Origin of the sequence: Enterococcus sp. 5B3_DIV0040, from assembly GCF_002140755.1 — a bacterium.
GTDB classification, from domain to species: Bacteria; Bacillota; Bacilli; order Lactobacillales; family Enterococcaceae; genus Enterococcus_D; species Enterococcus_D casseliflavus.
The window spans coordinates 25,504-41,382 of sequence record NZ_NGLC01000002.1; the positions used below are offsets into that span (position 1 = coordinate 25,504).

Genomic DNA, 15,879 nt, shown 5'->3' on the forward strand with positions numbered 1-15,879 from the left:
CGTGAAAGGTAGTGATCTCGATCGATATTGGACTTTTGTTGTTGATTTTTACGGGTATTTTTTTCATCGTCTTCTGGTGCTTTTACCGAGAAGAACCCAATTATGTATTCGGCTTTCGCACCAAGCGCAGTACAGCCAGTGTCAGCAATTGGCGTTTTGCCCAGCAGTGGTTCTCCTTGTTAGCGATGCTCTTTCTAGGCGGGGTCGTTTTATTGCAGCGCAACGAGCTGATCGCAGAGGCTTTTTACCAAGTAGCCGTTTTTGGCAGCTATCTTCTAGCAGCGCTACTCGTAGAAACGGCACTGTATCTCAAAGATTCACGCACAAGCACCAAAAAGTAAGACAAAAAAGACATTCCAGCGAATGTCTTTTTTCTATTGTTTATTTTGATGATGGATCGTGATCCCCAACACCAAGGCTAAAATCCCTGAAACCACCCAGATAGTGCGGTGGAATAAGATAATCCCTAGCAAGCTGCTTAAGACTGCACCAAAAAAGAAGCCGCCGATGATCAAGGAAATAGAAATGATCTTGGGTGTCACTGATCGGTCCTTCTTAAACCAGCGCATATACAAATAATCAGCCAGTGAACGTAAGTTGCCGGTGGTCATCGTGGTGGCATAGGGCATCCCTGCCAATCGACGATAGGCGGCATATTGAATCGCTGCAAAAAAAGATAACCCCGAATCGATCATGACATTGGGTAATGATCGAGCAAAAAAGCCCAGAACCAAAATACCGATTGCTTCAAAGATCAATGCGGCATTTTGCCAAACGATCCAGCCCCCTGTCGGAAAATGATGCTGCAGATAATTCGTCACTACGATCCCCACTAAAAACATGAAGATTGGTGGCAGATACCGAAAGGCTTGTTCAAACTGCCCCGTTGAAAGATTGATCCCTAACAAAATGACATTCCCCGACTGCATACTTGCAAACACTTCCCCGTGAAACAAGTAGGTATACGCATCTAAAAAACCGCCCGCCATAGCAAGAAGAATCCCCACTGGTAAACTTTCATGCACGACAAACTCCGATTTTCTTTTGGCACTGCTCAAACTTTTTTCCATTGGTTTCGCCTCTTGTTTTTTATACTTTCTGACAGCTTAACGCTTAAAAACGCCGACAACTCGTTATCTTTTGCGGCGTTTAGGTGACTTTTTCGATAGCTGACAAATCAACCACCCCAAAAGAACGGCGGTCAGTGCTCCAGCTGAATCTAGCATGACATCTTGAAAAAGCGGCGTCCGTCCTCCCGTCAGCATTTGATGGTATTCATCGATCCCAGCGTAGCCGGTGGCTGCCAACCAAGCAAAAAAAGCGGCTAGCCAAAAAGGCTGTTTTCGCAAACTAAGCGTTAAGAACAAACTGCCCCCTAAGACAAAATAAGTGAAGAAATGCGCACCTTTGCGAATGAAAAATTCCACAAATGAGAAATAGCCTTTTTCCGCAATACTGATCTCCGACCCAGCATAGGAAAAAGAGATCGTCTCCAGCCAATCTTTCAATGGTTCATTTTTTAAGATTCGTGAAAGCAACCCGATTTGTGATTGCTGCTCATAGGTTTGTGAAGAGCTGATAAAGAGGATGACCATTACCGCAATTGCGATACAAAAGTAAAAGTTCGGTTCTTTCAGTAATTTTTTCATAGTTTTCACTCCTCATTTTCCTATCTTACCATTTTCATTTGGTGATGCAACTGTTTTTCCCGCAAACCGTGGAGACATTGCACACACAAAAAGAGTGCTTCCATGAAGATTAGAAGCACTCTTTCTTTTTAAAAATAGCCATCGGTATGAAAAGCCGTCACCCGTTTGGTTGTGAGATCTTTGGGCTTGTGGCGTTCAGCTCCTTCAACGATTCTCAGGGCTGTTTTGCGTTTTTTTCTCCAGTAAATAATGACGAACCCATCTCGTAGCCTTCTACATAATGATTCAACCGCTCGACGACCTCTGCTGCCGCTTCTTGTGACGGCGTGATGATCAATAAAATATCAAACCCTGCAATCGTGCCGACAATTTCTGGCAGCTCCATTTCATCAAGATAATTGGCGATTACATCGGCGCCATTTTCAGCCGTATGAACGACAACTAAAAAGTCAATCTGCGTAATCTTTTTTAGGTACTCATACATCGAAAACGCAATTCTGTCTTCTAGATCCTGCTCTTTGGATTCAAAGATCGAATAATACGGTCGGCCATTTTTGGCATAGGTTTTAGCGATGTTCATTTCCCGCATGTCCCTAGAAATCGTGGCTTGGGTAGCTGAAACATTTTCTTTTTTTAATAAATTCATCAATTCTTCTTGAGACTCAATCCGATGTAGGACAAAGAGTTTTTTGATAATTGCTTGTCGCTCTTTTTTTTTCATTTACTTGATCCGCTCCTCTCACGTCGCCTCGCTTATTGAAATAGTTGATTCATCTTGTTCACTTCTTGAAACGCAGCTTACAAGAACAACATCGAGAAGATTAAAATGGCAAGATTGGAAATTCCGATAACCAGTAACGGTTTGCGCATAAAGCGAGTCCAAGTAGAATAGTTGACCCGCGCCAGCTCCAATCCGCCCATCACGACGCCAGAAGTTGGTGTGATCAAATTCACTAATCCACAACCAGCAGTAAAGATCATGACCATGACGTTCGGATTGAGTCCGATGCTTTGCGCCAAAGCACCCATGATAGGGATCGATACATATGCCAGTCCTGAAGTTGATGGAATCAAGAACGATAAGAGCAGATACAAAATATAAGCGCCAATTACGAACAGGACAGGTGATAACCCTTCTAAAAGATGGGAAGCCCGATCCAAAATAAACAGATCCAAGTACGTTGTTTGCATAATGTAGGAAGCCCCCCGTGCCACAACGATGATCAAGACAACGGATAAAATGTCTTTGACCCCATCGATAAAGTTGGTCACGATTTCTTTTTCTGAGAATCCTTGAATCAATGCAATGATGATACTGATGTAGAAGAACCACATAGCCAAATCACCAAAATACCATTCACCGAAGCTATTCCCGGTCAAAAAGGCGGTCCAACCGTCAAACACATGGATATCAAAGTCGCCCCAAGGAATCAAGGAAACCACCATGATCACAAAGGATAAGCCAAAAATCGTCAAAATCAGGCGATGCTTTTGCGTAAACGCCAAGGCTTCGTTCGTGTCTTTGACAAAATGCTCTTCCATTTCTTTTTGCTCTTGCAGCGATAAGATTGTGGAGCCTTTGTCGGCTTTGACTTTTTTGGCATAAGACATCACCACAAAGATACAATACGCGGTCGTGACTAACCAAAGCAATGCGCCAACTACTAGGATCGTGCCATTATTCGGAGCAATATCGATGCTTCGTAAGGCATCCATTGCCACTCCCGTAGCAAAGGGGTTAACGGTGGAGCCGATCACACCAGCACCAGCACCCAACATGACGGTTCCTGCTGCGACGATCGTATCAAAGCCCGATGCCACCATTGTGATTGCTAATAAGGAATAGAACGGAATCGTTTCTTCCGCCATTCCATAAGTTGAGCCACCAATTGAAAACAACACCATCAAAATCGGGATCAAAATCAACTCGTTGCCTTTGAGTTTTTTGACCAAATGCTGAATACCAGCTTCTAAAGCGCCTGTTCGTGTGACAATATTCAAAAAGCCACCCAAACAAAGAATAAACACACAGATCTCGATCGCATCACGAAATCCGTTAAAAGGCGCCATAAAGAAATCAGAAAACTTGGCACCGACGACTTGGCTGACCATCTCTTCTTGGCCTGCTGGTAATGAAGGTGCAAAGGGCTGACCGGCTAGTAGCCAAGAAGCGACCGTCAACGCAATAATGATCAGAAATAAGATACTGAAAGATGTCAGCGACTTTTTTTCTTTTTGCTTTTTTTTCATCTTCGTTCCTCCTCTATTGAATCAGTCTTAGGTGCAAATTGCCAACAGCTAGTCTGTCTGTGGTCAATTCGCAACATGGGAAAAATAATCTTTGTCATAAATAATGAGTTCTTTGTAACGATAATAAATCTTTCTTTTATGCACGAGCGCCTTGATGGTTTGACTGACCGTCTCTCGGGTCGTTCCACTGTATTTAGCAATATCATTGATAAAAACTGGAAAAGGAATGCGAATCTGCTCTCCTTGTGACTGTCCGTGCTCAATCATCAAGAGACCGATCGTATTGACGACTCTTGTCTGCGCGCTAGAGGTGACACAGTACTCCACTCGGCGTCTTTGCTTCTCCAACTGCTGGCTCATTTGCTGATTCAGCCACAGCAACTGACTTGTAGATGAAACAACCAGCGGTTCAAACAGCGACATCGCTGCAAACTGCACGACAATGTCTGTTGCAGCGAATGCCGATACATCATAGTTGTCTCTTTCAAACAAGCCAATCAAAGGAAATAACTGATCAGGCCCAACAAAATCTACATAACAATAGGAATCAGTTCCGTCGGTTTTTTCGATCCGTACGAGACCTTCGATCACATGGAATATCCGATCTCTTACGTCGCCTTCATAAAAAAGCACTTGGCCTTTTTTGTACGTACGGCAGTAAATATGCTCCTTCAATCGCTGTTGATTTTCTTCTTCCAGCCATTGAAAGCTATTCGCTCTTGTTGATGGATCTTTTATTTGGTAGTCGATCATTTCTCTCACTCCAATGTTTTGGACTTGCTTTGCTACTTCGCTTATTTCCAGGTGATCTGTGTACCAGCGTCTTCAATTTCTGCCAGCTTATCTAAGGAAGTAATCACTGCTCGTTTTTCTGTGCCCATTTTGACAAAATTCAAAGCTGCTTGTACTTTCGGTAACATGCTTCCCGGTGAAAAATGCCCTTCATCGACATAGGTTTCCAATTCAGCGGCGGTCACATGATCCAACCACTGCTCATTTTCCTTGCCAAAGTTCAAAGCGATTTTTTCCACGCCCGTCAAAATGATCAGCTGATCCGCATCGATTAAACGAGCCAATTTTTCAGAAGCAAAATCTTTATCGATCACGGCTTCAACCCCCAGCCCATTATCTAACACGGGAATGCCCCCACCGCCTGCGCAAATAACGATCGTGTTTTGTTCAATCAGCGCCTTGATGCTGGCAACTTCTTGAATCGCTTGTGGTGCTGGACTGGCAACGACTTTCCGCCAACCACGACCAGCATCTTCACGATAGATGGCATCTGTTGCCGCCATGGCTTCTTTGGCAGCTGTTTCCGTTAAGAAAGGACCGATCGGTTTGGTCGGATGGGCAAATGCTGGATCTTGTGCATCGACTGTAATTTCCGTCACCACTGTCACCACCGGCTTAGCCATTTGGGCTTCTTTCAACTGGATTCTCAGCTCATTTTGTAACCAATAGCCAATACTGCCTTGCGTCATTGCCACGCAGGTATCTAAAGGCATCGCTGGGTTTTTGCTAGAATCACTGGCTTGTTGCTGCAAAACCAAATTTCCCACTTGAGGCCCATTCCCATGGGTAATGATCAAATGAACGTCTTTTTGGATTAGGGGAATTAAATACTCGACGGTCTGTTTAAGCCGTTCTTTTTGCCCTTTGGCACTGGCATCATCTGCTAGGATAGCGTTGCCGCCAAGGGCGACAACGATCGTTGGTTTCTTTTCACTCATCTGCTCACTGCTCCTTCTTACACGCTAGGAATAAAGAGATCGCCTAAGGTTACTGCCATGATTGCTTTGATCGAGTGCATTCGGTTTTCAGCCTCTTCAAATTGACGGCCCCATTGACTGCGGAAAATGTCGTCTGTGATCTCCATTTCAGAAATGCCGAATTTTTCTTCGATCATTTTTCCATACGTCGTATTCGTATCATGGAACGCTGGCAAGCAGTGAAGCACGATCAAGCCATCGTCTTGTTTTCCAGTCGCCATTACCATTTCGCGGTTGATTTGGTAATCTTTCAACAGCTTCACCCGTTCTTCAAACTGGTCTTCTTCCCCCATTGAAACCCAAACATCGGTATACAGAACATCGGCATCTTTGACGCCTTTTTGAATATCGTCTGTTACCATCAGCTGACTGCCAGATTCTTTGGCAAATTTGTTGGCATAGTCTGTCACTTCTTCAGCTGGGAAAAGTTCTTTTGGTGCACAGATGCGAACATTGACACCTAAAATCGCCCCCGTCACTAACAAACTATTCGCCATATTGTTTCGGCCATCGCCCACATAGACTAACGTAATGTTTTCTAATGTACCGAAGTTTTCTTTGATCGTCATGAAGTCAGCGATCATTTGGGTTGGATGCCATTCATCGGTCAAGCCATTCCAAACAGGAACGCCAGAGAATTTGGCTAAATCTTCAACGACTTGTTGGCTGAACCCGCGGAACTCAATGCCATCAAACATGCTGCCTAAAACTCTGGCGGTATCTTCAACGGATTCTTTTTTGCCTAGCTGGATATCATTCGCACCTAAAAATTCTGGATGGGCACCAAGATCGATGGCAGCCGTCGTAAATGCCGCCCGTGTCCGAGTCGACGTTTTTTCAAATAAGAGGGCGATGTTCTTGCCTTCCAAATAGCGATGAGAAATATTTTGCTTTTTCAACTGTTTCAAATAGATTGAAAAATCAATCAGGTATTCTAACTCGGCTTTCGTAAAATCTTTTTCTGCTAAGAAGCTTCTTCCTTTAAATACTTGTTTCATTAGTAATTCCTCCTCTAGATTAAATATCTTCTCTAATAAATGGCATGCTCATGCAGCGAGGGCCGCCACGGCCGCGAACCAATTCACTGCCGGAGATTTTATGCAATTTGATGCCGGCTTCAGTTAATTTTTGATTGGTGATCGTGTTGCGGTCATAGACCACGACTTCGCCAGGTGCGATCGTCAAGGTATTGGAACCGTCATTCCATTGTTCCCGAGCTGCAGCGACCAAATCGTTCCCCCCACAGCGAATCAATTCCACTGCATCTAATTCTAAGTAGCGGCACAAAATGTTTTCTAACGTATCTTTTTCTTCTTTGATGGTTACGCCATCCCCGTCACGTGAGATTGAATAAACGGTCAGTTCTCCTTCAATTTCTGGATGGATCGTAAATTTGTCATAATCAACCATTGTAAATACCGTATCTAAATGCATGAATTTGCGTTCTTGACCAATATCAAAAGCTAAGACGTACTCAAAACTTGGTTCATGTTGGAACACATTACGAGCCAACTGTTCAATGGAAGTGGCATCTGTTCGTTGGGAGATCCCGATCGCTAACACTCGTTTTGACAGAACCAATTCATCGCCACCTTCAATTCGTGTTGGCTGATCACGGTCATAAAGCAAGTGCGGTGGCTGTTGTTGGAACATTGGATGATGAGCAAAAATGTATTTGCCATACAACGTTTCACGACGTCTTGTTTCTGAATACATGCGATTCAAGGAAACCCCGTTACCGATCGTCGCAAACGGATCGCGAGTGAAATACAAATTCGGCATTGGATCGATCAAAAACGGATACTGGTCATCCACAGCACCAGCTAGGCTTTGACTATGGGGCAATTTCAATTCATTTTTCGCTAGACCTGCCATCGTTTTATCGATGAATTGACGGTTATCTTCAAAAGATAAGAAATAATCGGTAATTTCAGCAATGATTTCTGGGCTTTGTAACGTTGTTTCTTCTAAATATTCCTTGATAAACTGCTCTTTGATTTCTTGACTAGTTAACGCTTCTGCTGCTAAATCTTCTAAATACAACACCTCCACATTATTATTACGCAATACATCGGCAAATTGATCATGTTCAGCCCTTGCTTGTTCCAAAAAGGGAATATCATCAAATAACAAGCGATTTAAATGATCGGGCACGAGGTTTTCTAATTCTCGACCAGGGCGATGGAGCATGACTTGCTTCAAGCGGCCGATTTCTGAAAAAACATGAATAGCATTTGACATTTCTTTACATCCTCCTTTGTTTTGATTACGCCTACATAGTACAAGAATGTATGCGCTTACCAAGCGACGTATTTCGCCTTCATTATGCAAAGCATTTGTCATTATGCAATAAAGAGTGAATATCTTCTTGCGAGCGTTTTTTTACTCGTTGTTATTTTTTTTATGTAATATTTATTCAGCAATTTTTAAATAAGAATTTGATGAGAATTAAAATTTGATCGATTTTGTTCTTTTCTTTGATTTTGACGTCCCCGACCAATGCAGGCAAAGTTTACGAAAGAAAAGAACTTTTTCAACCAACAGCTTTCCTTTTTCGATTAAAAAAATCCGATGGTTGCGACTAAATGTGGCTATGCTATACTTAATAAGATCGTAGGAAAAGAAAGGGGTTTGATAGGAATGACCTATTCAATCAATTGGGATCTAGAAACAATTTTTCCAGGAGGCAGTGATTCTGTTCAATTAAAAGAACGCATGAGCCAGCTGGAAGAAGAAATCAAAACTTACCGTGAAAAAGTTGACGCTTGGGCACCAAACGCTACAGACAATGCGACAAAATTAGAGGAATTAATCGAACTTTCTGGCACAATCAATCAGGGATTTTCACAATGTGGCAGCTTTATCAATGCCTTGCTTTCAGCGAATGTCAACGACAGCAAAGCCAAAATCCTGACAGGCGACCTCTACGCAAAACTGCCAGCATTGCAAGCAGCACAAACCGTTTTCTCGAAAAAATTGACAGAAATTTCTGAGGATGATTGGACTGCGTTACTTACCGCGGAAAACTTAGCACCAATCGCCTTTCGTCTAAGCGAGATTCGTCGCGACGGCAAAGAATTGTTATCTGAAGCAGAAGAAACCATCATCAACACGTTAAATTTAGATGGCTTAAATGCTTGGAGCCAACATTACGATACGATCGTTGCCTCGATCGAAATTCCTTTCCTTCAAGAAGACGGCACGACGATCAACTTGTCCGCTGGTCAAGCCTTCAATAAAATGATGGGTGATCCAGATCCAGAAGTTCGTGCACGTTTATTTGACACTTGGGAAAAGACTTGGGCAGAAAAAGAAGACCTCTTTGCAGATACCTTGAACCATTTAGACGGCTTCCGCCTTTCTACCTTCAAGCTTCACGGGGTCACTGATTACTTGAAAGAACCATTAGAATACAATCGTCTGCAAAAAGCGACATTGGATGCTATGTGGGGCACGATCCAAAAGAACAAACAGCCGATCGTTGATTTCTTGACCCGCAAAGCCCAGCTTTTCGGCAAAGAAAAAATGGAATGGCAAGATCAAGATGCGCCGATCATCCTTGGGGACATGGAAGAAAGAACCTACACCTTTGATGAAGCAGCTGACTTTATTTTGACCAACTTCCGTAAGTTCAGTCCGAAAATGGCTGACTTTGCCCAAGTTGCTTTTGAAAAAAGTTGGATCGAAGCAGAAGATCGTCCTGGCAAACGTCCTGGTGGCTATTGCACCAGCTTGCCAGAAACCAAAGAGTCACGTATTTTCATGACCTACAGCAATTCAGTCAACGAAGTAGCGACGCTTGCCCATGAGTTAGGTCACGCGTTTCACAGCAGCGTTCTTTGGGAGCTACCAGAATTAAACCGCAACTATGCCATGAACGTCGCCGAAACAGCAAGTACCTTTGCTGAATTGATCGTTGCTGATGCAACCCTCAAAGAAGCGACAACGAAGGAAGAAAAAATCAATCTATTGGATGCCAAAATGCAAAATGCGATCGCGATGTTCATGAACATCCATGCACGCTTTATTTTTGAAAACAGCTTCTACCAAGCCCGTCAAAACGGCTTAGTTTCAGCGGAGCAAATCACGGAAATGATGACAGCGGCGCAAAAAGAAAGCTATGCGGATGGGTTAGCGACTTATCATCCACATTTCTGGGCAGCCAAATTGCACTTCTTTATTGATGATGTGCCATTCTACAACTTCCCTTACACCTTTGGTTACCTCTTTAGCATGGGGATCTATGCGTATGCCAATGAAAAAGGGTCTAGCTTTGAAGAAGAATACATTGCTTTATTGCAAGATACTGCTTCAATGACGACGGAAGAACTGGCACAAAAGCACCTTGGTGTTGATTTAACAAAACCAGACTTCTGGCAAGCAGGGATCGACATGGTCCTAAAAGATGTTGCCAGCTTTATGGAATTGACTGAAGACTATATCTAAAAGAAAAAACCCTCTTCCAACACGACGCTTGGAAGAGGGTTTTTCTATCAGGCATTCAATAAAGTTAAGCCAATCGTTAAGTAGCCTGCGTACAGACACCAAATCAAATAAGGAATAAACAAGTACATTGCTTTTTTGTCGATGCGAGCAAAGAGGATCATACAAATAATCACTGATAGGACTAACAAGACAATAATGACCGTTCCTGCCCAGTAAGCATTCCAGCCAAAGAAAACGATACTCCACAAGAAGTTTAGTACTTGCTGGATCGCAAAGAAGATATAGGCATTCTTTTTAAGCGCTGGATTGACTTTGGCTACGATCAACAGATACAATGCTGTTCCCATAAAGGCATACAAAATCGTCCAAACGATCCCAATGATCCCACCAGGAGGGGCTAAAAAGGGTTTTTCCATTTGCGCATACGTTCCAGCGATGTCTCCTGCAAACAAACTCGAGATGATTCCTGTTGCTTCGATGCCGATCACACAGACCAGCCAAATCAAAAATTTCATGTTCTCCACTCCTTCTTTTTTTCATGACGCTCTCATTTAATCGTACCATCGAATCGAAAAAAAGCAGAATAGAACGCTTAAAAAAAGAAACGCCCGTGTGGACGTTTCTTTCAAGGTAATTTTGATTATATTCAATGACAGCTACTTTGATTGTTCCTCTTCAAACTTCCGTCGTTCATTTTCCACATACTTGTATAGGGCCCCGTAGCGGCTGCGGTAGCCTTTTTTCCATGGCTTCTCTTTACCGCAAAAATGTAACAAAACGGTATGCTCGATGACCCAATCCAAACTCCATTCCCCTAAACTGATCGTTTCATAGGTACGGTTTTTTCGTACGTCATAGTTGTAGAGCTGATCAGGGATCGCCAGCACCCGATCGCCGTACAACCCATTCAAAATGTCTTGATCTGGCAAAAAGAGGTTCAAATGATTTTTCTCAATGAACGCAGCGATCTCTGTTTCTTTGACCTCTTGCCGCAGCTGGTGCACATTCATCAGCAAAACGCCTGAATTATAGTAGCCTTCCGACTCATAATTGCGCAAACGGACTTTATTGATGACTGTTGTTACTTCTGTCAGCTTAGAATGGCTGGCGGCGGCATACAGAAAATCCCCTAACGTCAGTTCATACAAGGGGCGCAAATCATTGATGCACAAAATATCCGCATCCAGATACAAGATTTTTTCCACCTGCTGCGGCAAGTAATTTTGTGCCAATAATCGATAGTAGATCGACTCAGGGTAGCGATCACTGACTGGCGCGGTTTTAAAAATCGAGCCAGAACCAATAATGATGGGATGATAGGTCATCGCCAGCTTTTGACAAAAAGCCTCCAGCTCTGCAGCATGGCTCAATTCTTTTTCTTGTAAGACATAGACATCAAAGGATGCTACTGTCGTATGACGTTTGATTGAATATAACGTTGTTTTTAATTGTTCACTGAATCGATCATCAATCGCAAAAAGTAGATTCATGCTCTTGTTCACTCCTCTGTTACTGGCAGCGTGCAGGTTTTTGGAAAAAAATCGATTGCTGTTGCACGCAGCTTCTGTTCTTCTAGTATACCCGATTTTTGGTCTTTCTTTCAGTGAAACACCCTTGCCAATCGAACCCTTGCTTGGCAGACGCCAAAAAAGCTGTTCCATCCATGGGATGAAACAGCAAAGGATCGCTTATAAATGATTGTGTCTTAAAAACAGATCAGCGGATCGTTGCAAAAGCTTTTGACCACAACAATAATTCATCTAGCATATCATTGACACCCGCAGCCATGTGCTCACCGGGTTTGAAGGTACTGAAACTTTCAAAATCAGTAAATAAGTTGAAGGCTGGGTTGGTCCGCACGGTGGCAACTTTTTGTTCAGCTAATACGTTGCGCAATTGTTCAGCGGCCCGAATCCCACCGCCAGAACCGTAGCTGACGATCCCAGCAGCTTTATCAAACCATTCTTCCCGAGCAGAATCTACGGCATTTTTCAAGGAAGCTGCAAAACCGTGGTTGTATTCTTGCACGATAAAGATATAGCCATCTAATTCAGAAATTTTTTTGTTCCATGCTAGGTTTGGCTCAGCCGTTCCCATAAACGGTAAATCAAATGCCTTTACATCAACGATCTCGAACTGATGCTCTGACCGTTGATTAGCAATTTCTTGAATATATGCTCCGACTTGCGGACTTACGCGTCCTTCTCTTGTACTGCCTAAAATAATACCAAATTTCATGATAGGTTCCTCCTAAGATTGTTTTCGTTTGTTTTTTTAACGATTGGCAAATGTGTCTGCCCAGTCCAATAATTCCGTCAACATGTCGTTCATTCCTGCAGTCATATGCTCGCCAGGGGTAAAGGTGGCAAAGTTTTCAAAATCAGTAAATAAGTTGAAGGCAGGATTGGTGCGCACCGTGGCTACTTTTTGTTCCGCCAAAATCAAGCGAACTTGCTCAGCGGCACGAATCCCTCCTGCCGAACCATAGCTGACGATCGCTGCTGCTTTGTTGAACCATTCCTCTCGAGCGCTGTCCAACGCATTTTTCAAGGAAGCTGATATGCCATGATTGTATTCTTGTACGATGAAGAGGTAGCCGTCTAACTCAGCGATTTTTTCGTTCCACGCTTGGTTCACTTCACCTGTCCCCATAAATGGCAAGTCATAATCTTTGATATCAATGATTTCAAACGAGCGGTCGCTATGCGCGCGTGCTGTTTGTAAAACATAATTGGCTACTTGCGGACTCACACGGCCTTCTCTCGTACTGCCAACGATGATCCCGATTTTTTGCGCTTTTTTCTTTTCCGGGGTGCGATACACCTCTTTAATTACTTCTTTTTCAATTATTTGTTCTTTTTTCCCAAATCCAAAGACCATTCTTTTGTACTCCTTTTGTTGTGGTTTCTTTAACGATGGACTCAGCATACCAAACTTACTTTTAGTAAGTCAATCATTCTGCTTACTTTTTGTTAGAAAAAAATCTCAGCTGCTTCTTATTGACATTCGTTCGGTACCGAACTATAATCAACTCATCGATATAGTTAGGTACCGAACGATAAACCAAAAGGAGTGTACACCATGAGTACAATGACCGACCACTTAATGAAACAGCTTCGTTTTATCAGCGAAGCCAGCAATGCCTTTATGAGTCAAAACAACCAGCGCCTTTCGGGACAGCAACGTGTCCTGGCCGTATTAAATTTAGAAGACGGCTTGGTGCAAAGTTATCTTGCAGAAGTCTTAGACCTACGGCCAAGCTCTCTAGCGGAACTATTGAAGAAAATGGAAAATAGTGGCGATATTCATCGCAAAGAAGATGCTGCTGACAAACGGATCAAACGAATCTACCTGACAGAAACTGGAAGAAAAAAAGCGGAAAAATTACTAGCACAAAAAGAAGCCACCAGCAGTCAGTCGTTTTTTGCTGGGCTCTCAGAGGAGGATCAAACCGAGTTTGCTCGTCTGCTTGAAAACATCGCCGCTGGGTGGGAGACGGACTTCCAACAGCAGGCACAACGCTTTATTGACCCAATGGATCGTTTGCAAGCCATGCAAGAGATTCGGGAAGAAATGATGAAGCAATGGGGCGGAAATTGGCAGGAAATGACGAATGACGAGCGCCGAAAAATGAGGCAACAAATGAAAGATACTTGGCAAGAAATGGGCGTTGATGAGCGACGCAAAATGAAAAAACAGATCAAGGAAGCCATGCGGCAAATGCCGTTTCCTGGACATCGCGGCATGGTTGGCAATCGACCATTTGAGCCGTTTGGGCCGTTTGGGCCATTTGATAGTAGCGAGGCGAATGATCCACGGTACACATGGGTAAAAGGCAACTTTTTTGATGCCTACGGGTTTAGACAAGACCGCAAAGCAAGACCGACTTCCGCTTCTAAAGACGAAGCAGCCGAGGAGGATTGGCAGGATTTCTAATAACACCTAATTAAAAAGAAAAAGCGGTGAGCCATCTTGCTTGCTGCGGAGAAAAACGAATGGAAACAACGACACCAACAGTGAACAAAAACAAATTTAAAATGAAAGACTTTATCCACCTGATCGTCAGTGTCAATCCTAAGAAAGGCTTGTTTCTTTTAGGGATGCTCTTTAGCCTGATCACAAGTGCCGCCAGTTTGGTCGTGCCGCAGCTGACGAAAACACTGGTCGATGCCAGCGGCACCCCCACGTTCAGCACCTCCATGCTGGTCGTTTTGATCCTAGCCTTTGTGCTGCAATTAGGCGTAGGGACTTTAGGCGGCTTTCTCTTGCGCTATGTGGGAGAAAGTGCTGTGAAAACGTTGCGGGAACGTCTTTGGAAACATCTGCTGCATTTGCCAGTCAGCTATTTTGATGACCACAAGTCGGGGGAAAGCAGTTCGCGACTCGTCAATGATACGTCAGTGATCAAAGAACTAGTCACCTCGCAATTTCCCAGCTTTGTCACTGGCTTGATCCAATTGATCGGTTCGATGATCATCTTGTTTTTGATGGACTGGAAGATGGCTGCGATCATGTTCAGTGCGGTGCCTTTGATCACCTTGATCATGTGGCCAATCGGCAAGATCATGTCAAAACTGGGACGCCAGTTGCAAGCAGCGACCGCCGATTTCAATGCGGATGCCAGCGAAAAGCTCTCAGAGATCCGTTTGATCAAAGCCAGCAACGGAGAAGCCAGTGAACAAGAAAACGGTCGGCGCAACATTGGGGCAATTTTTACCCTCGGGGTCAAGGATGCGAAAGTCAGTGCGATTTTGCAGCCAATCATGACGACGGCCATGCTGGGCTTACTCGTAGGAATCCTCGGTTATGGCGCGATCCGTGTGCAAGCCGGCACCTTGACGAGCGGCGCATTGATCGCTTTTCTACTGTATCTCTTTAATATTATTGCGCCTGTAACGACGTTTGCGATGTTCTTTTCACAAGTCCAAAAAGCGATGGGTGCTACGGAACGGATCCAAGAAATTTTGGATACGCCGCTGGAGCCGATCCAGGCAGCACCCAAAGCCGCCATCGATGGCGCAGTCTTACGAGCAGAACAAATCGATTTCAGTTACGATCCCAAACGGCCGATTTTGCAAAACATTTCTTTTGAAGCCAAACCCAACACCGTGATTGCTTTTGCAGGACCAAGCGGCGGCGGAAAATCCACAATTTTTGCTTTACTGGAACGCTTTTATGAGCCCACCAGCGGGCGCTTGCTGATTGGAGATCAGCCGATAGCTGACATTGATCTGCAAAACTGGCGGGCACAGATCGGCTATGTTTCCCAAGACAGTGCGGTCTTTGCTGGTACGATTCGGGAAAACTTGCAATACGGATTGGGCCGAACGCTGTCAGAGGAGGAATTGTGGCAAGGACTAGCATTGGCTTATGCCGATCAGTTCGTCCAAGAGTTCCCCGAAAAACTAGAAACACAAATCGGCGAACGCGGCGTCAAACTATCTGGCGGGCAAAAACAACGGATCGCTATCGCTCGAGCATTCTTACGGGATCCCAAGCTGCTGATGCTGGATGAAGCGACCGCCAGCCTAGATTCTCAGTCAGAAGAAAAAGTCCAGCGGGCGTTGGATCATCTGATGGAAGGGCGTACGACATTAGTGATCGCCCATCGCTTATCGACCATCGTGGATGCCGACCAAATCTACTTTATAGAAAAAGGCACCATTACCGGTCAAGGTACCCATGCACAATTGATCAACAACCACCCGCTTTATGCTGCCTATGTCAATGAACAAATGATCAACTAATCGAAAAAACTGCTTATT

16 protein-coding genes are annotated in these 15,879 nt (G+C 44.0%); 4 read left to right on the forward strand and 12 right to left on the reverse strand.

What is annotated here, in order from left to right; translation table 11 throughout:
- Window positions 1–11: 11 nt before the first annotated feature.
- Entirely contained in the window at window positions 12–341 is a 330-nt protein-coding gene (locus A5883_RS12415; RefSeq protein ID WP_016608455.1) for an SdpI family protein, read from the forward strand.
- Window positions 342–374: 33 nt separating this feature from the next.
- On the opposite strand, the gene A5883_RS12420 is transcribed toward A5883_RS12415, so the two are convergent.
- The 8 genes from A5883_RS12420 to arcA form a co-directional block, all read right to left on the reverse strand.
- Complete coding sequence (locus A5883_RS12420) at window positions 375–1,070, reverse strand: YoaK family protein (protein WP_086338752.1); 696 nt, start codon at window positions 1,068–1,070, stop codon at window positions 375–377.
- Window positions 1,071–1,133: 63 nt separating this feature from the next.
- Window positions 1,134–1,649 carry a VanZ family protein gene (locus A5883_RS12425; protein ID WP_086338753.1) on the reverse strand — a complete coding sequence of 172 codons (516 nt, stop codon included), beginning with the start codon at window positions 1,647–1,649 and terminating at the stop codon, window positions 1,134–1,136.
- Window positions 1,650–1,863: 214 nt separating this feature from the next.
- The gene (locus tag A5883_RS12430; protein WP_005230706.1) at window positions 1,864–2,370 is read right to left on the reverse strand and encodes an arginine repressor; all 507 of its coding nucleotides are present in this window, start codon (window positions 2,368–2,370) and stop codon (window positions 1,864–1,866) included.
- Between the two features lie 77 nt (window positions 2,371–2,447).
- Complete coding sequence (locus tag A5883_RS12435) at window positions 2,448–3,899, reverse strand: YfcC family protein (RefSeq protein ID WP_086338754.1); 1,452 nt, start codon at window positions 3,897–3,899, stop codon at window positions 2,448–2,450.
- Window positions 3,900–3,962: 63 nt separating this feature from the next.
- A complete protein-coding gene (locus tag A5883_RS12440) occupies window positions 3,963–4,652 on the reverse strand; it encodes a Crp/Fnr family transcriptional regulator (RefSeq protein ID WP_005230704.1) in 690 nt (229 codons plus the stop codon).
- Window positions 4,653–4,693: 41 nt separating this feature from the next.
- Window positions 4,694–5,629 carry a carbamate kinase gene (gene arcC / locus A5883_RS12445; protein WP_086338755.1) on the reverse strand — a complete coding sequence of 312 codons (936 nt, stop codon included), beginning with the start codon at window positions 5,627–5,629 and terminating at the stop codon, window positions 4,694–4,696.
- 17 nt (window positions 5,630–5,646) lie between these two features.
- Window positions 5,647–6,666: an ornithine carbamoyltransferase gene (argF, locus tag A5883_RS12450; protein WP_086338756.1), complete on the reverse strand. Its 1,020-nt coding sequence runs from the start codon at window positions 6,664–6,666 to the stop codon at window positions 5,647–5,649.
- 19 nt (window positions 6,667–6,685) lie between these two features.
- A complete protein-coding gene (arcA, locus tag A5883_RS12455) occupies window positions 6,686–7,909 on the reverse strand; it encodes an arginine deiminase (protein WP_010748983.1) in 1,224 nt (407 codons plus the stop codon).
- A gap of 399 nt (window positions 7,910–8,308) precedes the next feature.
- Between arcA and A5883_RS12460 the strand changes: the two genes are divergently transcribed.
- Complete coding sequence (locus A5883_RS12460) at window positions 8,309–10,114, forward strand: M3 family oligoendopeptidase (RefSeq protein ID WP_010748984.1); 1,806 nt, start codon at window positions 8,309–8,311, stop codon at window positions 10,112–10,114.
- Between the two features lie 47 nt (window positions 10,115–10,161).
- On the opposite strand, the gene A5883_RS12465 is transcribed toward A5883_RS12460, so the two are convergent.
- The 4 genes from A5883_RS12465 to A5883_RS12485 all read right to left on the reverse strand — a co-directional run bounded on the left by A5883_RS12465 (window position 10,162) and on the right by A5883_RS12485 (window position 12,994).
- A complete protein-coding gene (locus A5883_RS12465) occupies window positions 10,162–10,629 on the reverse strand; it encodes a TspO/MBR family protein (protein ID WP_010748985.1) in 468 nt (155 codons plus the stop codon).
- Between the two features lie 141 nt (window positions 10,630–10,770).
- Entirely contained in the window at window positions 10,771–11,604 is an 834-nt protein-coding gene (locus A5883_RS12470) for a glycosyltransferase family 8 protein (RefSeq protein ID WP_086338757.1), read from the reverse strand.
- A 226-nt stretch (window positions 11,605–11,830) separates the two neighbouring features.
- On the reverse strand, window positions 11,831–12,352 hold the full coding sequence (locus tag A5883_RS12480; RefSeq protein WP_086338758.1) for an NADPH-dependent FMN reductase: 522 nt from the start codon (window positions 12,350–12,352) through the stop codon (window positions 11,831–11,833).
- 36 nt (window positions 12,353–12,388) lie between these two features.
- On the reverse strand, window positions 12,389–12,994 hold the full coding sequence (locus tag A5883_RS12485) for an NADPH-dependent FMN reductase (protein WP_010748988.1): 606 nt from the start codon (window positions 12,992–12,994) through the stop codon (window positions 12,389–12,391).
- Between the two features lie 201 nt (window positions 12,995–13,195).
- On the opposite strand from A5883_RS12485, the gene A5883_RS12490 reads away from it, so the two are divergent.
- Window positions 13,196–14,050: a MarR family transcriptional regulator gene (locus tag A5883_RS12490; RefSeq protein WP_086338759.1), complete on the forward strand. Its 855-nt coding sequence runs from the start codon at window positions 13,196–13,198 to the stop codon at window positions 14,048–14,050.
- A 59-nt stretch (window positions 14,051–14,109) separates the two neighbouring features.
- Window positions 14,110–15,861: an ABC transporter ATP-binding protein gene (locus A5883_RS12495; RefSeq protein ID WP_016608470.1), complete on the forward strand. Its 1,752-nt coding sequence runs from the start codon at window positions 14,110–14,112 to the stop codon at window positions 15,859–15,861.
- Window positions 15,862–15,879: the final 18 nt, after the last annotated feature.